This is a genomic window from Flavobacterium sp. HSC-61S13, from assembly GCF_024171535.1.
Lineage (GTDB): Bacteria > Bacteroidota > Bacteroidia > Flavobacteriales > Flavobacteriaceae > Flavobacterium.
In genome coordinates, this window is the sequence record NZ_JALJZV010000003.1 from 1 (window position 1) to 23,237 (window position 23,237).

The window sequence follows — 23,237 nt, forward strand, 5'->3', positions numbered from 1 at the left end:
TTAAGCTACTTTTCTTCATCCTTAGTAGTTCTAAATGATAAAATATCAACTTCTGCTATAGAGTTGCGGATTTATGGGAGGACTCGCGCGGTAGCGTAGCCCGGTAGTTAAATATTCGTGCGGTAGCGGAGGTTATTAAATTTAATGACAAAACCACCTGTATGGAAAGATTCCATTAGCTTTTATTTTTAAATACTTTTTTTTATATCCTCTTTCATTTACTCTATAAATAAATAAATAAATATTCTGAACAACTACCCTTTACAAGGACATCTCCTATCCTTATATCATCATTCTCTCGAATTGAAAAATTCCAAAGATAGACCTTCTCTTCACCTTTGTATACAGCTACACTTTTGGTTGGAGAAGCCACTATCTTACTAATCTCAAAATTATAACTTATTAAAAATTCTTTTCTTGAATTACTGTAAGTATTTATTATTACAAATAACAATACTCCTAATACAATAGTTACAAACACTTTTTTTTTCATTAATTATTTCTTCTTAAGTTGAGAGCCAAAAACTGCAAAAGCATACCCTACCCCCGCTGCCGCACGAATCCTTTCGTGTGGCAAAATTTAATGTACTAAAATTCTACTTTTAAACCGCAATTAATATACAAAGAAACCCAATTCTATCTTGCCTAAGTCAGAAGACCTACTTTTATAGATAAACTGTCTATGCAAACATAAAACCCACAACAGGATTGAGTGTTTTTTGTTTACTATAGACCAAGCGAGAGGACTCGCGAGATATTATATATTACAAAATCTATTTAATATCTATAACTCTTTTTATTTCATCTACTCCCAAACTATTTTTACTATAAATTACAATTTGATTCGAATTAGTTTTTTTTGTTATTATGTCACCTTTCTCAATTTCTGACGGAGCATAAAAAGTATAACTATTCAATAATAACTTATCACCCTCTTCGTTGTAATAAAAGCATCGAAGAGCAGGGCTTACTTCCACTTTCTCTACAATAAAATATATTTCTTGCGCGAATTCTTTTTTCTTATAATGATTAGTCAAGATAAATGTCACTAAAAGTAGAATAACCAAAAAACTTATCAAATACACTAGGCTACGTTTTCGAACATTACTCATAATTTTTCACTTCTTCTTAGTTAAGAATTAAACATAGCGGTAAACATTTTGCGTGTATCCGTGGAAGATTTACAAAAACAATACTAATTATCTTTCTATTGTTCCTTAAAAATAAATAACTAAAAGATAACAAGCAACTATACTGCACACAATCGCCATTATCAACACTTTAAAGTTTAACTACCAATAATACCCTTTTAATTAACTATCGGAGATTTTCTGTGCTTCCCTTTTCCTCTCGTAAAAATAAAAAATCCAACAAAACAGAGATACTATTAAAACTATAACTATGTCTCTCATCTTTTGTTTTTTTTAGCTTCTCATAATATATTGATACAATTTCGAATGATAGAAATCGGTGTTATTGTGTTTATTAAGACATCTAAATATTACTCAAAAATTAAAATGGATTTAGAACATCTTTTCTCTCCAATTCAAATCCATCAACATCAACGAAAAACACCCAAACTATTGGGTCGATTATTGGTCTAAACATAGGTTTTGAAGCTTTTTTATTAGCTTCTTCGCCTTCCCCAAAACTTAAACCACTTACATCAACCTTATTTTCTGTCTTTTTAAAATAATAGTTATAACCTTCTCCATAAACTAATATTTCTCTATCATTTATATTACAGACTCCTTTTATTTTTCTATACTTCTCCTTAGAGTACCATTTCAACAAATCTTTTTCAAGTATAGTCACTTTTATTTTACGAGGGTTTATGTCAACATTGAGTATAAGGATAGTATTTTGCTAAATTTCTTTATTTTCAGAACATACTAGTTCAACTATTTCAATAAGATGATTATTAAGATTGTTCAATACTAATCGTTCTGATGTTTCTAAATGTTCACCATTGACCTGCCCGAACGTAACTGTACTAGTAAGAAATACGATTATTATGAATCTTATATTCATAAATTTTATTCCCATCATATCTTATGAATTTAGATTAACTACTGATCACCCCCGCTACCGCACGAATCCTTTCGTGTGGTACTTAAAAAACTCTGCCTCCACTCCAAATAAAATTCGACAGAGTCAATCCTTTCGTGTGGCAAATCAATATACATATATTCCTGTCTTAAAACGCAAATTATGTACAAAAAACCTCACTCTATTTTGACAAAGTTGGAAGAACTACTTTTATCGATAAACAGCCTTTGTAAACACAAAACGCTCAACATGATTGAGCGTTTTGTGTTTATTATAAACCACGCGAGAGGACTCGCGCGGTAGCGGGGCAGATGGAGCAGAGGCTTAAACTACTCAATTACAACCACTTCTTTTTTAACTTCTTGAATTTTCCTATTAAAATGAACAGAATCTCTTATCCCCTCAGCATTGTAAAAATTATACATAATTTCATCTTCAATTAACGCCAAAAACAAATATTTCCCTTTTTCTGTAAACTTCACATTTCCTAAGGTGAATTTTTTATTAGGAATCAAAATAGAATCCCTTAGGACTAAGTCACTTTCTTTATTTCTGACACCTATTCTCACTGGATTATAATAATATAACGTAATTGTTCGAAATTTAATAGAATCCACAACCATCGGTGCTACAATAGTATCAAAATCACTTTCGAATTCAAATACAGCATCATATGCTTGATTCACTTTTAAAGTGTCTGGAAATTCTAAAGAATATTTTATATTATTCTCTAAAGATTCTGATCGTGTTTCTGTAAGTTGAATGCCTTTATATTTGTCAAAGAGATCTGTATTCTTTTTTTCTTTTTTACAAGAAACGCATAACATTAACAACGTTAAAATTAATATTCTCATTTTAATTTAAATTATATTTAGCATTCAATCTTTTAGCTTCATTTAACCTACTTAACGAATCTCTCGTACTTAACCTACTCCAATCTACATCATTAACTTTGTCTTTTGATAAAACAGTATCTTTCAATGTAGGAACTACACCATAAGGCAAATTTGTATAAGGTATTATTCTGGTATGATAACTTTTATAAGTATGTTTAACCTATTCACTTGATGAATCAGTATTATCATTTCCATACAGACTAAATGCACTAGAAAAATACTGAATTATTCCAAGAACACTACCTTTTTGAGTAGCAAGCCCACCTACCCCCCGCTGTCGCACGAAATGAAATTCGACAGAGTCAATACTTTCGTGTGGCAAAACTAACAATATCAATGCATTTTCATCAAAAGAATAGTAATATACGAAGAAACCTGATCTATTTTACCAAACTTGAAACACATACTTTTATCGATAAACCGCCTTAGCAAACACAAAACTCTCAACATGATTGAGAGTTTTGTGTTTATTATAGACCACGCGAGCGGACTCGTGCGGTAGCGTATCCGGACATTTTTAATACTCGCGCACCAGCGGGCGGCAACAACTACTTGTCTATTCTAAATGATTTTGCAATGATTTTTATCTCACCTCCCGTTGAGTTTAATTCAATTTTATAGGTATTCAACTGCACTTCATTCATAACTCCCTTCCATTTCGAATAGAAATTGACTAAATCTTCGTTTTTTTTATCTAACTGAGTCACATCCAAAATAGATTCATCTGCTATTATCCCAAAATTTAAATTCATCGAAGTCCAATAAACGTCTTCAAAAACTAGAAGGCCTCTTTCATTATCTTCAGGCCATTCTACTTCAAACAAAATAGAATCATCATTTCCAGGATTATTTCTATCAATTTGAATATTTTTTATTATGGCATCATGCCAATAAAAATCATTAAATTTCATTTTATTATTATTTTAAATTTACCCCCCCCGCTGCCGCACGAAATAAAATTCGACAGAGTCAATCCTTTCGTGTGGAAAAACTAACTACATCAATTCATTTTCATCAAAAGAGTAGTAATATACGAAGAAACCTAATCTGTTTTGACATAATCAGAAGATCTACATTTATCTATATACTGTCTTAGTAAACACAAAACTCTCAATCATATTGGGATTTTAGTATATAACATAGACCACGCAAGAGGACTCGCGCGGTAGCGTATCCGGGTATTTTTAATACTCGTGCGCTAGCGGGGGTATAATCCTATGCGAAAAATCTATACATCAATATTACACCAATAATGAATATTCCAACACCTCCAATATAACCTTTAAAAACAGTAGACTTATCCCATAAATCACTCTCACTTAAGTCTCTTTTTTTTAAATAGAGTAAATATATGCTACTCACAATAATACACAACGCCCCTCCTATTAATTGCATCATTATTAGTTCTCTTTATTGTTCATATAACACTCTACTCCCCCGCTGCCGCACGAAATGGAATTCGACGGAGTCAATCCTTTCGTGTGGCAAAATTTAATATACTAAAATTCCACTTTTAAACCGCACTTAATATACAAAGAAACCTAATTCTATTTTGACATAATCAGAAGACCTACTTTTATCGATAAACCACCTTTGTAAACAAAAACTCCCACCATGAGTGAGAGTTTTTGTATATAGTACAGACCACGCGAGAAGACGCGCACGGTAGCGTAGGATATAAATACCCTTTTTTCTCTCTCTTTAACGGTTATAATTTAGGGCCAGATCTTGCCCCGACCCTAAATTCAACACAAATCACGGCTTACCTCCCAACATCAACAACTCCGAAATAACAATTTCTGTCACATGCTTCTTGATGCCCTCTTTGTTCTCGTATTCGCGATAAACCAATTTGCCTTCCAATGCAATCTCCTGCCCCTTGTGCAAGAACTGCTCTACAGTACCAGCCAATTTCCCCCAAGCTGCTACCAAATGCCACTGAGTTTGCTCTACTCGATTACTTTGATCGTCGTAATAAATATCAGAAGTGGCCAGACTAAATCGAGCGACCTTTTTTCCACTTTCGAATTCCTTTACTTCCGGGTCTCTACCCAATCTTCCAATTAGCCTTACGCTGTTTCTTATTGTACTCATAATTTTAAAAAATTTAAATTAAACATCTTTGTTTTTGTCCTACAAATCACTTATTTTGAAAATTACTAACCGTTTAAAAAACATTTACAGTCGAATGTAACTGCTTGTAAGCGTTTGCAAATGGATTTTTATTACCTTTAAAAGAAAAAAAACAATGGAAGCAGCGATCAATAAAGTAGAACTTAGAAACCTTCAAGTCGAAGATTATTTGGAACTCAAAAAATCGATGATGGAATCTTATGAAGGCATGGAGGACTCCTATTGGATTAAGGATGAGATCGAGGCTTTATTAGCAACCTTCCCAGAAGGTCAGTTGGTGGTGTTGGTCGATGATATCGTGGTGGGTTCAGCGCTATCCTTGATTGTCGATGAAAGTGTTGCCATGTCTAACCACACTTATGAATCCATAACCGGAAACTCTACCTTCTCCACACATAATCCAGACGGTGATGTACTCTATGGAATCGATGTTTTTATTCATCCGAAATACCGCGGTTTGCGTTTGGGCCGTCGTTTATATGATGCCCGAAAAGAAATTTGCGAGCAATTAAATTTAAAGTCGATCGTATTTGCAGGAAGAATTCCGAATTATTTAAAGTTTTCCAAAGAACTCACGCCTAAGCAGTATTTAGATAAAGTACGCGCCAAAGAAATACACGATCCGGTGATGTCCTTCCAATTAAGCAACGACTTTCACGTGGTTCGTCTGATGCGCAATTATCTCGAAGGCGATAAAGACTCGAAAGAATACGCCGTGTTACTAGAATGGAACAATATTTTCTATGAGAAGACACAACAGTTAATCAACACCAAAAAAAGTGTGGTCCGATTGGGATTGATCCAATGGCAAATGCGTTTGCTCAACGATTTGGAAGAATTTTTTGATCAAGCCGAGTTTTTCATCAATGCCGTAGCCGATTACGAGAGTGATTTCGCTATGTTTCCCGAGTTATTTACCGCTCCATTGATGGCGGATTACAATCACTTATCCGAAGCCGAAGCCATCAGAGAATTGGCTCGATTTACCGATGCGATTCGCAAAAAGTTTCAGGAGTTTGCCATTTCATACAACATCAATATAATCACGGGAAGTATGCCGTATATGATTGATGGGACCCTATATAATGTCGGATTCTTATGTAAACGAGACGGTACTTACGAGATGTATTCCAAAATCCATATTACCCCCAACGAAGTACATTATTGGGGAATGCAAGGCGGTTCGAAAATTCAAACTTTTGATACCGACTGTGGGAAAATTGGAATCATCATTTGTTATGATGTAGAATTTCCTGAACTATCGCGCTTATTAGCCGATCAAGGAATGGATATTCTCTTTGTTCCGTTTTTAACGGATACACAAAACGGATATACGCGCGTTAGAAGTTGCGCACAAGCCAGAGCCATCGAAAACGAATGTTATGTAGCCATAGCCGGTTGTGTAGGGAATTTACCGAAGGTCAACAACATGGATATACAATTTGCGCAGGCGGCGGTTTTCACACCGTCAGACTTCGCTTTCCCAACCAATGGAATTAAAGCCGAAGCGACACCCAATACAGAGATGACCCTTATCGTAGATGTGGACGTAAACCTGTTGAAAGAACTGCATGAACACGGTAGTGTTCAAATTAAAAAGGATCGAAGAACCGATTTGTATGAGACTAAAAAACTGAAGTAAAATCAAGGTGACATGAGAACTTGCTTAGAATGTGAAACAAAATTAGTAGGCCGAGAAGATAAAAAGTTTTGTAACGACAGCTGTCGGAATTCTTATAACAACAAAATCAATAAGGACTCCAATAACTTAATGCGAAACACCAACAATCAATTGCGCAAAAACTACCGCATTCTATGTTTACTCAATGAAGATGGTAAAACCAAAATCCTGACTTCAAAATTATTACAACAGGGATTTGATTTTCAATTATTCACCAGTATTTATCAAACCAAATCGGGAACTACCTATTATTTTGTTTACGATCAGGGATATATGAATATCGATCACGAATATTGTCTACTGGTAATCAGAAAATAAAAAAAGCCTCCTCTTCTATATGAAGAGGAGGCTTTTTCATTGGTGATTTTTTTATTTTAAAATCTGCTTAACCATGCGGTCATCACCGTCAATCTTGTTGTTATGGTTTAAATCCAACAACGTGGTCATCAACGGATAGATGTGGATATTCTCGAATTTTTCAACGCGAGTATTGGGTTTGATTTGTGGTCCCCAAGCCATAAAGGTAGCATTCATATCTGGATATTGATAAGGATCGTATCCATGAGCTCCCGGGCTTGCTTTGTGATTCGAGAAGTAATACGGACTATCAGCAATAAGCACGATATCTCCAATTCTTCCAAAATAGTCATCTTTAGCCCCAAAATGATATTTTTCAGGTACTTCTGTTTTCAGGTATACTTGATAGTGTGGTGCTTTAGCAGCTAGGATCTCCTGATAGGTTTGTTGAATTTTATCGGCATCTTTTACAAATAAACTCATATAGACCCCGCCACTTACCACAACCATTTCTTCCGGATTGACTTCCATAGGCAGTTTTAACAATTGCTCTTGATTAATAGCAGTCATTCCGTGATCTGCCACAAACATATAATTGACCGCAATCCCTGTTTGCCCTACCGCTTTGACCAAACTTTTTACAGATGCATCGATGTATTGCACCGCAGCTTTGGTTTCTGGAGCATCAGGTCCGTAGGTATGTCCGGCGTGATCGACTTCTGGAAAATAGAACGTGATCAAATGGGGCCTATCCGCTTCGGGTAGTCGCAACCATTTCACAACTTCTTCAATGCGTTTGTCGATGTGTATTTTTTCCGAATACGGATAATAATACGTTGGTAAAACCCCTTGAATAGCCGCTTCTGATCCCGGCCAATAGTAACAAGCCGTCAACATTTTCTGCTGTTCTGCCAAAGCCCAAATCGGAGTTCCTCCGTACCAAGCGGGATCCAACACCGCTTTTGCATTGCGCAAAGAATAACGTTCTTCTATTTTAGGATCGTACATATTGTTACCTACCAATCCGTGATGCGATGGATACAAACCCGTCACTATGGTATAGTGATTCGGAAAGGTTACCGACGGAAAAGACGGGATTAATGCCTCCGCTCTAACTCCACTTCGACTCAATTCACTCAAAAAACTCGCTTGGTGTTTTTCAATATAATCATGACGAAATCCATCTGCAGAAATCAATATTAAATAAGGCTTTTTCTGTTGCTGTTCGTCATTTTTTCGATTCGCAACTACAATTTGCTCGTTTTCACTCTGAGCAAAAGCCGATGAAGATCCCAAAATCACAGTGATCGACAACAGCGATAAAACTAATTTTCTCATAATTCAAATTTACTCCATTTTATATAAACCGATATTAAGTCGGCGTTAAACTTCAATACTGATCTAATATTTTATAGGTTCACAGAATTATCTTTACTTTTACCTGTTGAAAAAAAACCTCTACTTTATGAAAATCCAGTCCGAAAGAATTTTAATTCGCGAATTAAATACCGAAGATAGCACTGATCTCTTTCTAATTTATTCGGATAAGGAAGCGATGAAGTTTCGGCAAACAGCTCCACTTCTAACTTTAGAAGACGCTGTACAAACGATAGAACGCGCTCGGATAGATATCGAAACCCGCACTACTTTTAGATGGGCGATCGTCAATCTCGAGACAGCGAAACTTATGGGTACCGTTGTCTATACCCCTAAAGATTTGGGCACTGCCGAAATCGGTTATTCGCTAGGAAGGGATTTTTGGGGTAACGGATATGCCTCTGAGGTTGTCCGTTTGCTGGTGGAATATTTACAAAAAACAGGCTACCACAAGATACTAGCACGTACTGCCTTGGAGAATTTTGCCTCACAACGCGTTTTACTCAAGAACCAATTCACTTTAATTCCCAATACCTCAGATCAGTTGTGGTATGAACTGCAAACGCTAAAAACACTAAAAAGTACGATTAGTATTTTGGGGTGCGGCTGGTTAGGCATGCCTTTAGCGCAACATTTAATAAGCTTGGGACATCTTGTAAAAGGTTCTACGACCAGCTCAACAAAATTGTCGGTATTCAAAGATTCGGGAATCACCCCTTTTCTAATCAACTTAGACGATCCTTCCACAGATCAGGCGGAACTGCATGCTTTTTTAGATAACAGCGAAATCCTAATCATTGCTATTCCTCCGCGTTTTAAGCACGCTAATCTGGCCTATCACTTGCAAATCGAACAGTTACTTCCCTTTATCCAACAAAGCGCTGTAAAGCGAGTTTTTTTAACCAGTTCTACTTCTGTCTACGGATGTCAAGCTGCCTTAATAACGGAAACGACTCCAACCGCTGCCGAGTCAGAAAGCGGTCAGCAGATCGTGTTGGCAGAAAAACTATTACTCGATCAGAGTTCTTTGAAAACGACCATACTGAGACTGGGCGGTTTGTTTGGACCAAATAGACATCCCGTTACGTTTCTAACGCAAAAATCCGAATTCGAAAATCCGGATTTAAGTGTTAATATGGTTCATCTAAACGATGTTATTGCGCTGACGACACAATTGTTAATTCAAGAAAAAGATGAGCAGAACGCTATTTATAATTTAGTAGCTCCTTATAACCAAACCCGAAAACAGTTTTACGAACGTGCCGCAATGGAGCGCGGACTACAACTGCCCCCAGATACCGTTACAGATTGGAGCTTACAGAAAAAAGTCTGCGGTGATTGGGTTGTTCGACAAACCAATACTCCTTATCTGTTTTAAAAAACACGGAACAAAGCCATTTAGACGTAAAAGCAATACTGCCCTCGGTTTTTCACTAAAACCTTGTGCCGTAGTTAGGTTATTTATCGTCTTTGATGTCGTCCGCTATATCGCTATCATCATCACTCGTTTTTTCTTGATTTTTAAAGATTTTAGTAATGGTTTTATTGAACAAAGGCGTTTCATTTTCCTCTTCACCCAATAAGAATCCCCACGGTCTCAAGTCTTGAACACGGTCAAAAACGATTTTCATAATGGCTAATACTGGTATCGTAAGTAACATACCCGATATACCCCAAGTCATCTCGCCTATAACCAGACCTAAGATCACCACTAAGGAGTTGAGCTTCACTTTGGAACCCACCACTTTTGGCATGATTAAGTTCCCATCGATGGCGTGAATCACTACTATAGCAGCTACTACCAACAATACATGACTGGCGGAAGTCGTTGCAAAAGTAATGATGACACCGATGACTAATGCCATAAATATTCCGATATACGGTAAGATATTGAGTACCCCCGTCAAAATCGCCAACATAAAATTGTATTTGACACCAATGATGGTATAAGCCACAAAAGCCAATACGGTCACAATGACCATTTGCAACAACAATCCAATCAAATACCTTTTAACCATTACTTGTATTTGAATGATTACATCCAATACCACATCTTGATGTTTATCTCTAAATACGATAACCAAGAACTTAACGAGATGTCTTCTATACAACAACAGAAACAGCGTATATAAAAAAGTAAATACCAACAACATGATTACACTGGATATAGAGCTCAGCATTTTGGCCAACATATCGGTTCCTGTACTGATCGATTTGGATGCCGTTTCAGTAATATAATTCAACTGGCTGTTTTGTTCGATTCCAAAATGATCTTGCACCCAAAGTTGCAGCGAGGTAAACGAATCGAGCAATTGCTGCTGAAAAGCCGGCCAATCGTCTGCGAGCTTCGTCATTTGCATTGCCAACAGATAAATAACCAGGATTATAATACCCGTAAAAAGAACGGTAGCAACTATAGCCGCTAGCGAACGGGGAAATCGTAATTTTTTTTCTAAGAATCCGCAGAAGGGAACTAGTAATGTAGAAAACAACAATCCCAAAATAATGGGTACCAATACATTTTGCCCTAAAACACTTAGATATCCCAGTATAACAATGCTAATCAGTACACAAGATAATTTTAAATAAAAGGGTAACTCGGGTTTTAATCGCATGATTCGTCAGTTTAAGAGGAGTTTATACCAAGTTAATTTACACAAAAAAGTTCTAACTTCAATGTTTTTCTTAATTTTTACAAAAAAAGCCTTTAGAAATTCTTCAAAAGGCTTTTTAATTTAATATTATAAGGAATTAATCCATTTTCATTTCAGGAATTTCTCCTTCTATAATTAAGTCTGCTTCCGTTGCTTTGATAATGTCTTCTACAGTAACTCCGGGAGCGCGCTCTAAAAGTTTAAAACCTTTATCGGTTACTTCCAAAACAGCCAATTCCGTAACAATTTTCTTTACACAGTTCACACCAGTAAGCGGTAAAGTACATTCTTTTAATATTTTCGATTCTCCGGCTCTGTTAACATGCATCATCGCTACGATAATGTTTTCTGCAGAGGCCACTAAATCCATGGCGCCCCCCATTCCTTTAACCATTTTACCGGGAATTTTCCAATTGGCGATATCCCCTCTCTCATTGACTTCCATAGCTCCAAGAATCGTCAAGTCCACGTGTTGACCGCGGATCATTCCGAAACTCGTAGCCGAATCAAAGAAAGAACCTCCCGCTAAAACGGTAATCGTTTGTTTACCTGCATTAATTAAATCAGCATCTTCTTCCCCTTCAAAAGGAAAAGGTCCCATACCCAAAACACCGTTTTCACTTTGAAATTCAACATCCATTCCCTCAGGAACATAATTGGCTACTAAAGTCGGTATTCCGATTCCTAAATTGACGAAATAACCGTCTTTTAATTCTTGTGCAATTCGCTTAGCGATGCCTACTTTATCTAACATAATTTTTGATTCAATGGTTAACAACTCCAGATCTACTGCTACCAAACTAGGGTTTGCAAGCGATACATCCGTTTTTAAAATAGTTACTTATGATTTTGAACGCACCGTACGTTGTTCGATTCTCTTTTCATATTTTTCTCCTTGGAAAATACGCTTTACGAAAATACCAGGTACGTGAATCTCATTGGGATCTAATTGTCCAGCCGGAACTAATTCTTCCACTTCAGCAATGGTAATTCGAGCTGCTCCTGCCATACACGCATTAAAATTACGAGCAGTTCCCTTAAAGATCAAATTACCCGCCTCGTCGCCTTTCCATGCTTTGACAATAGCAAAGTCCGCATCAAAAGCGTGCTCTAATATATGTGGTTTACCATTGAATACGCGAACTTCCTTACCTTCTGCTACCTCAGTTCCATATCCAGCTGGTGTAAAGAATGCCGGTATACCCACTTGTGCTGCTCTACATTTTTCAGCTAGTGTTCCCTGTGGAGTTAATTCTACATCCAATTCACCAGACAACATCTGTCTTTCGAATTCTGCATTTTCACCCACATAAGAGGATATCATTTTTTTTATTTGTCTTTTTTTCAAAAGCAATCCCAATCCGAAATCATCTACTCCAGCATTGTTGGAGATACAAGTCAGACCGCTTATATTTTTTTTCACCAACTCGTTAATGCTATTCTCAGGAATGCCACATAATCCAAATCCACCAAGCATAATAGTAACGTTATCGGTAATGTCTTGCAAAGCAACTTCTACATTTGCAACTCTTTTATTTATCATAACTAATTGGTTTAATTAATTTGGTTAAAATTATAAAAAAAACGCCTTTAAAAAAAGGCGTTTTGGTTATTTTAAAAATCGAATTCTTCTGTGCTAATTCCTACTGAATCGGTTTCTGTCTCTACAACATCGGCTTTCCAGCAATCGACCTTAATCGATAGATTTGCCGGTCGTTCAAATTGTCCTTTCGACACTTTTAGATCGGGATCGGCATAACATTTTTTCATAAAAATCCCCCATATCGGCAATGCCATAGTAGCTCCTTGCCCGTATAAAGTATTTCTAAAGTGGGCTGCACGATCTTCGTTACCCACCCAAACACCTGTGGCTAAATTCGGAACCATTCCAATAAACCATCCATCACTGTTGTTTTGACTGGTTCCCGTTTTACCGGCAATCGGATTAGTGAATTTATAAGGGTGTCCCGTTACTCGGGCATAACCCGAACCGCCGCTTCCCGTTCGCAAACGAATACCGGAACCGGATTCGGTAACTCCTTCTAATAATTTGACTACGGTATAGGCCACGTCTTTACTCAATACGTCTTTAGCTTCCGGAACCGCATTGTACAGAACAACACCATTTTTATCAGCTATCCTCATGATAAACTGCGGTTTGATGTATACCCCTTGGTTCGCAAAAGTACTGTAGGCCGCAACCATATCCGATACGGTGATTTCTACAGCTCCTAAAGCAATTGCGGGTTGTTGTGGAATTTCAGATTTCACTCCCAAATCTCTAGTCATATCCACTACAGCTTTTGGTCCTACCTTATCCATTAATTTTGCTGTAACCGTATTCACTGAATTGGCTAAAGCCGCTTTTAATGTCATGATACCTCTATACGATCTCGAAGAGTTTTGCGGAGACCAGTCTGCACTGATTCCATAACGCCCTTTAGGCATCGTAAACGGTGAATCGATAATCGAGTCACAAGGAGAATAGTGTAACTGCTCTATAGCCGTTGCATAAACGAAAGGCTTAAAAGTTGATCCCACCTGTCTCGCTCCTTGAGCAACGTGATCGTATTGGAAATGTTTGTAATTGATACCACCAACCCAAGCTTTAATGTTTCCCGTTTGTGGCTCCATAGCCATCAAACCGGTCTGCAAAAAGTGCTTGTAGTAGATAATTGAATCTCTCGGTGTCATGATGGTATCGCGCTCCCCTTTCCAAGTAAAGATACGCATATCGGTTTTTTTATTGAAAGAGGCCAAGATATCTGCTTCCGATTTCCCTTGTTCTTTCATCTGTCTCCAACGCTCGGAATTTTTCATAGCACGGTTGACGATGCTTTCAATTTCAGCTTGATTTAATTTTAAAAATGGTGCTGTTTTATTCGTTTTATTTTGAAGGAAAAACTCTTCCTGCAAATTAGATAAATGCTCCGTAACCGCTTCTTCCGCATAACGTTGCATCTTAGAGTCGATAGAGGTATAAATCTTAAGTCCGTCGCGGTAAATATCGTAAGTCGATCCGTCTTTCTTTGGGTTCTCTTTTACCCATCTTCTCATAAAGTCGCGCAAATACTCTCTAAAATAAGTAGCGATACCGTCTTTATGGGTTTCCGGAGTAAAGTGTAAAGCCAAAGGCTTACCTTGGAACTTTAATTTCTCTTCCTCGGTAATAAAGTTGCTTTTCTCCATTTGATGCAATACGACATTTCTTCTGTTCTGAACCAGTTCAGGACGTCGTACTGGATTGAAGTACGAAGGATTTTGAAGCATCCCTACAAACATAGCTGCCTCATCTATCGTAAGATCCTTAGGCTCTTTTCCTACATAAACACGGGTTGCAGAACGAATTCCAACCGCATTATTAACGAAATCTGCCTTGTTCAAATACATGGTAATGATCTCCTCTTTGGTGTATTGACGCTCCAATTTCACGGCAATAACCCATTCTTTTGCCTTTTGAGCAATTCTTTCAAAAATATTTCGCGAACCTTCTCCGTGAAACAACAATTTGGCTAACTGCTGGGTGATTGTACTTGCCCCACCGTTACTACCAACCGAAGTTAAAGCTCTTAAAGTACCACGCGCATCTATACCCGAATGTTCGTAGAAACGCTCATCCTCAGTAGCTACTAATGCCTTTACTAAGTAGTCGGGTAAATCGTCAAATTTCACTGGAACGCGATTCTCTAAATAAAATTTTCCCAAGGTTTTTCCATCGGAAGAAATAATCTCTGTTGCAACGTTACTCGCCGGATTTTCAAGTTCATCGAATGTAGGCATCGCTCCAAATACACCCCATGAGGCGAAAAGGAAAAATAAAATAATGGCTGTCATTCCCCCTACAAATAAAATCCAAAACCATTTTATATAGGCCCCAAATTCACTGGGTTTTGTAACTTGTTGTTTTTTCATATACTGTTGTTGTTGTTTCTCTGCTTATCCTTTGAAATAGCCATACTCATACCGAAGTTGACACTATCGATCCCCTGTAATCACTACTTCTATATTCTTGTTATTGTCGTTGTTCAAATAGTCTAAAATGGATTTAACCCTTCGTGAAGTGCTATCCAATCTAGTACTCTTTAGTTGGCATGCTCAATTCTTAGGCCAATTTCTGAAATTCCATCTAGAACCTCTACTCCTCCAACCTTGCCAGACTCCCGAACGGCTTGTTGAATCTCGAAATTGTAGGTCCCGGCTTGTTTAAATTGAAACCCCTCTTTAAGCCACAATTTGTTTTCTTTGACATCCGTAAATCCAGTACCCAATAGTGATCCGTCTGCATTTGCCATTTGAAATTCCAACGTATCTACCAATACTGCTGCATTGGGTTGCTGAATTTTCAAAATCACGTACAGATTGTTAAAAGGGTACTTTTTATTGTTGCGAACGTTTAAAAACAAATTGTATGAACCCAAACTATCTTGCTGTTCAACCACAAACTTTTTAACATCGTTTTTATTCCATGCGGAACCAACCGTTTGGTATTCGTCGAAAAAACTCTTTTTGTCGCATGAAGCAAAAACAAAGAGTAACGCGAACCCTGCTAAAAGAATATTATTTCTTAGGAGCATTTTTTCTATGTGTTGAATTGTTATTGGTTTGATTTTTATTAGACTGGCTATTATTGGGTGCCGGAGCTGCAGCGTTATTAGGCGCGTTAGTCTTATTCGGTACTCTTTTTTTAGCAGGTCTCTTTTTCTTTTTAGGCTGATCGAAACGCGTCACACTATCCTGACCCACAGCATTCTGGAAGTTTTTCTCTTCCCCTACTTCTGGTTCAATCGCATAATTCTCTAATTCTTTTGCTTTTTCACCAGCTTTGTTTAAAGCGACGATTTCCTTCACTTGTTCTACAGGCAAAACATACCAATTGGCAGAGTTACTAGCATAAGCAAACCACATCAGTCCCTTGAAAATATCGATTTTCTGACAATAGGCATCTCCTTTTACCGTGTTGATTTTCGTATCAGAATCCGGCATACCTTTTAGTGCATCCAAATAGGTATCCAATTCATAATTCAAACAACATTTTAATTTACCACATTGACCAGCTAATTTTTGCGGGTTTAATGATAATTGTTGGTATCGAGCTGCAGAAGTATTTACACTTCTGAAATCGGTCAACCAAGTTGAACAACACAATTCTCTACCACAAGATCCTATACCGCCTAAACGAGCAGCTTCTTGTCTGAAACCCACTTGTTTCATCTCAATACGCGTACTGAATTCACGAGCAAAATCCTTGATCAGTTGTCTAAAATCTACTCGGTCATTCGCTGTATAGTAAAAGGTTGCTTTAGAACCATCTCCTTGAAATTCAATATCCGAAATTTTCATCTCCAAATTCAGCTTGATCGCCAATTCACGAGCTCTAACTTTCATCGGATCTTCCTTACTTCTAGCATCTTGCCAAATATCGATATCCTTTTGTGTCGCTTTTCTATATACTTTTAAAAGCGTGCTTTTTGCATCTACTTTTTTCTTTTTCATCTGTACCTTAACCAATTCACCTGTTAAAGTCACTATACCAACATCATGTCCTGGTGAGGCTTCCGTTGCAATAATATCACCGATACTTAAAGTCAGTTTTTCCGTATTTCTATAAAAGTCTTTTCTACCGTTTTTGAAACGCACTTCTACCGCATCAAAAGGCTCATCGCCATTTGGATATGACATATTGGATAACCAATCAAAAACCGTTAGTTTATTACAACTATCTGTACCACACGTTCCATTATTTTTACACCCCTTCGGTGTACCCGAACTATCTTTTCCTGTTGAACAATTTGTACAAGCCATTCTATATTTTTATATATTTTCAACCCAAGGTTGTTATAAATCATTTTTGTTTAATCGTCTGTAAAGATAGTATTTTTTGTAGGTTACTTCATTTATTTTTGCGATAGATTATGAATTACAACCTCCTAAAGATGAAGCCATTTACAAAAGCAGCCTTTGCCTTTTAAATCCATTCCCCACAAAGACCCTTCGACGAGAAGTGTTAAATTTCACGTTTTCACCATCACCCTCTCTCCTTTTCAGAGCTGATTTTCACGGATAAAAAACTCCGAATACAGCAAGGGATATTTTCTTCACCCAGACCAATACTTTTCGAAAATTAACAGTAGCTTTGATTACAATTAAATTACTTTATGAAAGAAGAAACCCCAATAAGCGGAAGAATATATCAGGATACTGATTTTGTGGTTAGTGACTTTTCAAATGTCCTTTTAGAAGGACTCTTGGGAATGGAAGACTTGGAAGATCGGGAACCCTTACTCGTTTTTATTAAAATCAAAGACAAAAACTGGAACCGTTTCTTTTTAGATGCCGGTACGGGATTTTGGGAGAACTGGCAGGAAACTGAAGTCGACCAATCCGAAGCGCATATCGATGAAGTGGTCTATGTGGACTACAAAGCAAAATACCAACTTGATGGAAAAGAAATCGAGTCCGTCCGTTGTCATAATTCTCAAATCATCATTACTTTCAAAGGAACGGAACAATTTATATTAAGAGAAATCAATCCAGGTGATCACAATACCGCATCTGAGATTATCGTGATTCCACAAGTTTAATGATTACTACGCGATTCAGATAAATCCAATCCGTTTTTATCAAGTTATCGATCTTATTTTTCACAGAGAATATCTAAATTACATAAATACCCCATCCATAAATTCGTGATGGGGTTTTGTTTGTAGTCTCAACTCATAATAGAAACTATCGCGCAAAACCTTTTTTGCGCGACACCCATTGAAACTTTGAAAAGCGATCAACCGATCCAATCAATGAGTCGAATCATCAAAAATTTAACACAGCTACAAGCCGAAACCACATTTATAGGGAATGTTTTTATTTTCAAAAAACTATTTTTATCACTGTTAAGTCATTATAAATCAGTCACAAGTACTGTTTTAATATATAATCTATGAAAAAACTATGGTGTAGTCTTTTTCTAGTTTTACCACTTATACACACTTGGCCCCAGCAGAATCAGCAACTTCAAGGTAGCATCATTGATTCACAGCAACATTACCCCTTAAAAGATGTTGGTATATCCATCGTGGGTGGTAATGAATTGGAGTATACAGATGCTGATGGGTATTTTATTTTTAACCAAGTTTCTGCAGGGACTTTTATCTTGATGGTCACTTATTCAGGATATATTACGAAACGATTCCCTATAGAACTGCCAATTGGAAAAGCTATTGATTTAGGCGTTATTATTTTAGATAAGGACATTGCAGCGGATGTTTTGACGAACCATATCCACATGAGCGATCACGAATTCGTTGACGAGGATCATGGGCAGGAAAACAGTGCCGTATTCATACGCGCTTCGAAAGATATTTTCCAACGAGTTGCTGCAACTAACTGGGCACCTATGCGTTTTAAAAGCCGAGGCTTAGACAGCAAATACCACAAAACACTGATAAATGGCATCGTTGTTAATAAGATCATAGACGGACGCCCTTTACGCAGTAATTGGAATGGGTTGCACGAACTTACTAGACATCAAGAATTATCGAGGGGTATATTTCCAACCAACTATACTTTCGGAGGTACTACGGGAACACAAATGATCCAGATTCGAGCGTCAGACCAACGCAAAGGCACTCGTATAACTCATTCGATGACCAATATCACCTACCAAGGACGATTGTCCATCACACATTCATCTGGTATACTCCAAAAAGATTGGGCCTATGCACTTTCCGCCTCTTTTAGCAGGGCTAATGAGGTATATTTTGAGGGAACCCATTCTCGTATACATTCGCTTTCCTTCGCTGTTGAAAAAAAGCTGAACGACCGTCATGCTTTAAGTTTTAATGGAATATATGCCTCCAACACAAGAACTCTAAATAGTGCTCTAACCGATGAAATTACCGAATTGATGGGACATCAATACAATCCGAATTGGGGTTGGCAAGCTGGTAGACAACGCAATTCACGGCAAACAGTTGTACAAGAACCCTTTTTTATATTGTCTCACTATTGGTCAATCAGTCCAAAAACGACCTTGTCATCCACGGTGTATTTTCAATTTGGCAAAATATCGAGGAGTCGTCTGGGGTATCTAGGCGCAAACAATCCCCTTCCGACATACTACAAAAACTTGCCGAGTTATTATGCCCATTTTCATGATATCCACGGCGAATTTCAAGGAGATAAAGAGCCTTATAAAACGCTTGCCACAACTTATAAAAACCACTTCACAAACAACAGCCAAATCAATTGGGACGAGATATACCACAACAACCTGATGAATGGCCCTAGTCGTATTATACTCTACGCCGATCGAACGGATGACCAATCCTACTCGTTTAATTCCAATTTAAACCATAGACTCTCACAACAATTTCAGTTCAACAGCGCTCTTAGTTACCGTCGCCTCCATTCTGATAACTTTAGTATAGTGACCGATTTGTTAGGTGGTGATGGCTATTTAGACATCAATCCCTTTTATAAAAATGATCTATCACAAACCGATTTGCATCACCCCAATAAAACGGTTTATAAAGGAGATCGCTTGGGTTATCATTATCAACTACAAGCGGAAATTTTTGAATTGTTTAGCCAGATCCGGTTTCAACGCAAAAAACTAACCGCTTATCTCGCTAACGAAGTATCCCAAACAAATTATCAGCGAATCGGATTTTACAAAAACGGCCTTTATCCCGAACACTCGTATGGAAAGAGTGCTGCTGTAAATTTTAGCAATTACGGTTTTAAAACTGGAACTTCCTTTCGATTCTCGCCTGCACATTTTGTGGATCTCCATCTTGCTTATATCAAAAAGGCACCAACTCTAAAAAACAGTTTTACCAATGCACGCATCAATAACCACCCCGTTTCGAATCTCAGAAGCGAAACCATATTTAGCATTGACGCAAGTTATGTGTACCAAACCCCAAATGTACGTTTAAGAGCAAGCGCCTTTCTTTCACAAATACGCCATGCCGTAGAACAGGTTTCTTTTTACTCCCAAGATCTAGAATTAGCTTATGAAGAAGAAGGTACTATAAACGTTCTAAACAACGCTTATGTCACTCAAATTCTCCAAGGAATCAACAAGCGAAGTCTCGGATTTGAAATGGGTTTTGACTATCAAATATCCCGAAAGATTAGCGGTATTGTCGCAGCGGCAGTCGCACAAACATTTTACACCAACCATCCCCATATCGAATTACATATTGATCAGCTCCAAACCGGTTTAAATTACGGAACCAGCTATTTGAAAAATTACAGACTCGCTGCAGGTCCGCAAACGGCTTTTTCACTGGGTTTAGACTATCGCAATCACAAGCAATGGTCAGCGGGAGTCAACGTCAACTATTTTGATCACAATCACGTACAAATTGCGCCCATGCGACGAACAGATCAGTTTGTCATCGATCCTATGAGCCCAAACCAGTCCCCCTATCAAAACATCAGTGAAGCGGATCTAAAAGAAAATTTAAAACAAGAAAGGCTAAACAGTTTGGTACTAGTCAACATAAAACTAGCCAAATCATGGAAAGTCGACCGCAAAACCTTCGGATTCTTTAGCAGCATTCACAATGTTTTGGATCGGATTACTAAGGTAGCAGGTCAGGAACAAAACCGAACCGCCAACTATAAACAACAATCATCCGGTCGCAAAAACAGCCCACATCCGTTTGCCAACCAATATATTTATGGCTTTGGGCGTCAATACTTACTTAACATCTACTACCAATTTTAAATCCCTTACAACTTATGAAATTCACTATAAAAATTTTAGTTCATCACGTTTTTCTGTTGACTTATACTCTTTCGGCCTGTGTTAAAAGTGATGATTTTTCAATACCAAAAATAGATTGTACAGAACCACACATTCAACAGACCCAAACCGTTGCGCATATCAATGCACTAGCTACTGATCGACCAAGCAGATATATACTTCCAGATATTATTTCTGCCTATGTCGTCTCAACCGATCACGAAAAGCAATTTTATCAAGCTATACATTTGGTCACGCAAACCGATTCCCTAGCTATAAAAGTATTAGCTGAACCCTTAGGATTGGGACATTACACCCAATACGGCATTGGAAAAAAAGTATACCTAAACCTAGAAGGCCTTTACCTACAAAAGCGCAACGGTTTACTGCAAATTGGTAGCCTAATACAAGAAAATCTCGCAAGCATCCCTAAAGCCTCCGTCAAAAACACCCTCATCGCCACTTGTCAAGCGTCAACAGAAGAAGACTTTGTAACGCACACTTCCATAGAAGAAATTCTAAGATCCGATAGCTATATCGGTCAGTTGATTGAATTGTCAGTCGCACAATTCACCGATCAGTGCATTGGAAAACCCTACAATGAAGATACATCAAGCTATACCGACAGACAAATCATAGATTCAACGGGTAAAACACTTTTGGTAAGAACCCATAGACAGGCTGTTTTCTCTACAAACCTCATTCCATCCAACAGCGGTACAATCAAAGGAATTATATCGAAGACAGGAACTACCTTCTATTTGATCCCGCGACAGGAAAGTGATATACAATTAAATAATTCACGATTTACGATTGAAAAGAACTCGGAACCTGTAGCAGAGACACAAGGAAACTTAGTTTTTCCAGGTGCAGATTTTGAAGACTGGGATACTTTTCTAGCACAACTGAATTCTTACGGACTGCACGAATATGCCTCCCACAGTATCGGAACAGGCCTAGAAAATTCAAATGCGCTCAGCATCATCGGCATTACCCGCAAGAATGACTATCTATTTACCGCAGAAAACGTGCAACGAATTCCCGACGGAACTACTAAGTTGAGTTTTCACCTCAAAGGTACTTCTAGCGCAAAGTCCTTATCGATCAACCTATACAAAGCAAACGGCTATCACTATGAAGTCTTTAATCTCGGAACTGTATCTCGTGACAAAACCATTAAAAAAGCGCTAAAAAGCACCACAAAACCCGAAAACGGACAGGCGGATTACAGTGGAACAATTGACACTAAAGGTCAATGGGTAAAAATCACCTTGGACTTAAGGGATGTTAGGTATAATCAAACGGGAAAAGAGAATTTTTTCAGTATAAAAATCGGTTCAAACTCCGACTACAACCTATTAATTGATGACATCGTATTCGAACAGAAGTAAACTTATCGTACTGATAAATAAAAAAGGAAACCCTATTAAAAAACTCAATACAACGGCACTAACGACAAAGTTTACACCAAAAAAAAAAACCTTCATTGCTGAAGGTTTTTTATATAGGATATCTGAAAATAGAAATTATTTCAAAGCTTCTGCTCCACCAACAATTTCCAAAATTTCATTGGTAATCGATGCTTGACGTGCTTTGTTATAAGTCAATTTCAATTGATCTCTTAATTCTTGTGCGTTATCTGTTGCTTTATGCATAGCAGTCATACGCGCTCCATGTTCCGATGCGAAAGAATCCAAAACCGATTTAAACAATTGTGTTTTTAATGAAGTTGGAATCAAACTTTCAAGAATTTCTTCTTTTGACGGTTCGTAGATATAATCTGAAGTTGTATTTGAAGTAGATACTTCTGGCAACAACAACGGTAAAAATTGTTCGGTAATCACAATTTGTGTTGCCGCATTTTTAAACTGATTGTACACCAATTGAATGGTATCATATTGTTCTTTTGCAAAAACGTCCATCAAGTGTTCTGCTATAACAGCAGTAGCATCAAAAGACAAATGATCAAATAGATCACTATCGTTTTCGATAACTTGAATATTTTTATGCAAAGCATCATAACCTTTTTTTCCAATAGTCAACAAGTCTACTGTTTTACCTTGATAAACCGAAGTTTTCAAAAGGTTAACTTGTTTGATTACGTTGGCGTTGAAACCCCCACATAATCCTCTGTTAGAAGTAATGGCAACAATTAAAACCTTGTTTACCTCTCTTGTTTGAGAAAAAACACCTGAATGATCACCCTCTAAAGTTGCACTAATATTCTGGATTAATTCCGTAAGCTTTTCAGCATAGGGACGCATCGCAGTAATAGAATCTTGCGCCTTTTTTAATTTAGCTGCAGAAACCATTTTCATCGCAGAAGTGATCTGCATCGTTGATGAAATGGAGGTAATTCTATTACGAATTTCTTTAAGATTTGCCATTTTTAAATAGTGTAA

The 23,237-nt window shown here is 37.5% G+C and carries 18 protein-coding genes; 6 read left to right on the forward strand and 12 right to left on the reverse strand.

Going from position 1 to position 23,237, the window contains the following annotated elements:
- Positions 1 to 1,512: 1,512 nt before the first annotated feature.
- From L1275_RS03915 to L1275_RS03930, 4 genes are all read right to left on the reverse strand, one after another.
- Positions 1,513 to 1,815 (reverse strand): hypothetical protein, encoded by a 303-nt coding sequence (locus tag L1275_RS03915; protein WP_253470039.1) that lies wholly within the window; start codon positions 1,813 to 1,815, stop codon positions 1,513 to 1,515.
- Positions 1,816 to 2,378: 563 nt separating this feature from the next.
- On the reverse strand, positions 2,379 to 2,903 hold the full coding sequence (locus tag L1275_RS03920; protein WP_253470041.1) for a hypothetical protein: 525 nt from the start codon (positions 2,901 to 2,903) through the stop codon (positions 2,379 to 2,381).
- A 590-nt stretch (positions 2,904 to 3,493) separates the two neighbouring features.
- Positions 3,494 to 3,856 (reverse strand): hypothetical protein, encoded by a 363-nt coding sequence (locus L1275_RS03925; RefSeq protein WP_253470043.1) that lies wholly within the window; start codon positions 3,854 to 3,856, stop codon positions 3,494 to 3,496.
- Positions 3,857 to 4,700: 844 nt separating this feature from the next.
- Positions 4,701 to 5,039: a single-stranded DNA-binding protein gene (locus tag L1275_RS03930; RefSeq protein ID WP_253470044.1), complete on the reverse strand. Its 339-nt coding sequence runs from the start codon at positions 5,037 to 5,039 to the stop codon at positions 4,701 to 4,703.
- A gap of 154 nt (positions 5,040 to 5,193) precedes the next feature.
- Between L1275_RS03930 and L1275_RS03935 the strand changes: the two genes are divergently transcribed.
- Both L1275_RS03935 and L1275_RS03940 read left to right on the forward strand, forming a co-directional pair.
- Positions 5,194 to 6,720: a carbon-nitrogen hydrolase family protein gene (locus tag L1275_RS03935; protein ID WP_253470046.1), complete on the forward strand. Its 1,527-nt coding sequence runs from the start codon at positions 5,194 to 5,196 to the stop codon at positions 6,718 to 6,720.
- A 12-nt stretch (positions 6,721 to 6,732) separates the two neighbouring features.
- The gene (locus L1275_RS03940; RefSeq protein WP_253470048.1) at positions 6,733 to 7,077 is read left to right on the forward strand and encodes a hypothetical protein; all 345 of its coding nucleotides are present in this window, start codon (positions 6,733 to 6,735) and stop codon (positions 7,075 to 7,077) included.
- 51 nt (positions 7,078 to 7,128) lie between these two features.
- Here the strand turns inward: L1275_RS03940 and L1275_RS03945 are convergent, their stop codons facing one another.
- The gene (locus L1275_RS03945) at positions 7,129 to 8,394 is read right to left on the reverse strand and encodes an ectonucleotide pyrophosphatase/phosphodiesterase (RefSeq protein WP_253470049.1); all 1,266 of its coding nucleotides are present in this window, start codon (positions 8,392 to 8,394) and stop codon (positions 7,129 to 7,131) included.
- Between the two features lie 127 nt (positions 8,395 to 8,521).
- On the opposite strand from L1275_RS03945, the gene L1275_RS03950 reads away from it, so the two are divergent.
- Positions 8,522 to 9,811: a GNAT family N-acetyltransferase gene (locus tag L1275_RS03950; RefSeq protein WP_253470051.1), complete on the forward strand. Its 1,290-nt coding sequence runs from the start codon at positions 8,522 to 8,524 to the stop codon at positions 9,809 to 9,811.
- A 79-nt stretch (positions 9,812 to 9,890) separates the two neighbouring features.
- Here L1275_RS03950 and L1275_RS03955 read toward each other — a convergent pair whose 3' ends face one another.
- From L1275_RS03955 to L1275_RS03980, 6 genes are all read right to left on the reverse strand, one after another.
- Entirely contained in the window at positions 9,891 to 11,048 is a 1,158-nt protein-coding gene (locus L1275_RS03955) for an AI-2E family transporter (RefSeq protein ID WP_253470053.1), read from the reverse strand.
- A gap of 136 nt (positions 11,049 to 11,184) precedes the next feature.
- Positions 11,185 to 11,841 carry a CoA transferase subunit B gene (locus L1275_RS03960; RefSeq protein WP_253470055.1) on the reverse strand — a complete coding sequence of 219 codons (657 nt, stop codon included), beginning with the start codon at positions 11,839 to 11,841 and terminating at the stop codon, positions 11,185 to 11,187.
- 87 nt (positions 11,842 to 11,928) lie between these two features.
- The gene (locus tag L1275_RS03965) at positions 11,929 to 12,630 is read right to left on the reverse strand and encodes a CoA transferase subunit A (protein ID WP_253470057.1); all 702 of its coding nucleotides are present in this window, start codon (positions 12,628 to 12,630) and stop codon (positions 11,929 to 11,931) included.
- A gap of 71 nt (positions 12,631 to 12,701) precedes the next feature.
- Positions 12,702 to 14,999: a transglycosylase domain-containing protein gene (locus L1275_RS03970; RefSeq protein WP_253470059.1), complete on the reverse strand. Its 2,298-nt coding sequence runs from the start codon at positions 14,997 to 14,999 to the stop codon at positions 12,702 to 12,704.
- A gap of 170 nt (positions 15,000 to 15,169) precedes the next feature.
- Complete coding sequence (locus L1275_RS03975) at positions 15,170 to 15,661, reverse strand: gliding motility lipoprotein GldH (RefSeq protein WP_253470061.1); 492 nt, start codon at positions 15,659 to 15,661, stop codon at positions 15,170 to 15,172.
- Positions 15,645 to 16,889: a regulatory iron-sulfur-containing complex subunit RicT gene (locus tag L1275_RS03980; protein ID WP_253470063.1), complete on the reverse strand. Its 1,245-nt coding sequence runs from the start codon at positions 16,887 to 16,889 to the stop codon at positions 15,645 to 15,647. The genes L1275_RS03975 and L1275_RS03980 overlap by 17 nt, the downstream gene beginning before the upstream one ends.
- A gap of 353 nt (positions 16,890 to 17,242) precedes the next feature.
- Between L1275_RS03980 and L1275_RS03985 the strand changes: the two genes are divergently transcribed.
- From L1275_RS03985 to L1275_RS03995, 3 genes are all read left to right on the forward strand, one after another.
- The gene (locus L1275_RS03985; RefSeq protein ID WP_253470065.1) at positions 17,243 to 17,668 is read left to right on the forward strand and encodes a hypothetical protein; all 426 of its coding nucleotides are present in this window, start codon (positions 17,243 to 17,245) and stop codon (positions 17,666 to 17,668) included.
- A gap of 353 nt (positions 17,669 to 18,021) precedes the next feature.
- Positions 18,022 to 20,817, forward strand: coding sequence for a carboxypeptidase-like regulatory domain-containing protein (locus L1275_RS03990; protein ID WP_253470067.1), 2,796 nt, complete (start codon positions 18,022 to 18,024; stop codon positions 20,815 to 20,817).
- A 14-nt stretch (positions 20,818 to 20,831) separates the two neighbouring features.
- Positions 20,832 to 22,226 carry a DUF5689 domain-containing protein gene (locus L1275_RS03995; RefSeq protein ID WP_253470069.1) on the forward strand — a complete coding sequence of 465 codons (1,395 nt, stop codon included), beginning with the start codon at positions 20,832 to 20,834 and terminating at the stop codon, positions 22,224 to 22,226.
- Between the two features lie 135 nt (positions 22,227 to 22,361).
- Here the strand turns inward: L1275_RS03995 and atpG are convergent, their stop codons facing one another.
- Entirely contained in the window at positions 22,362 to 23,222 is an 861-nt protein-coding gene (atpG, locus tag L1275_RS04000; protein WP_253470071.1) for an ATP synthase F1 subunit gamma, read from the reverse strand.
- Positions 23,223 to 23,237: the final 15 nt, after the last annotated feature.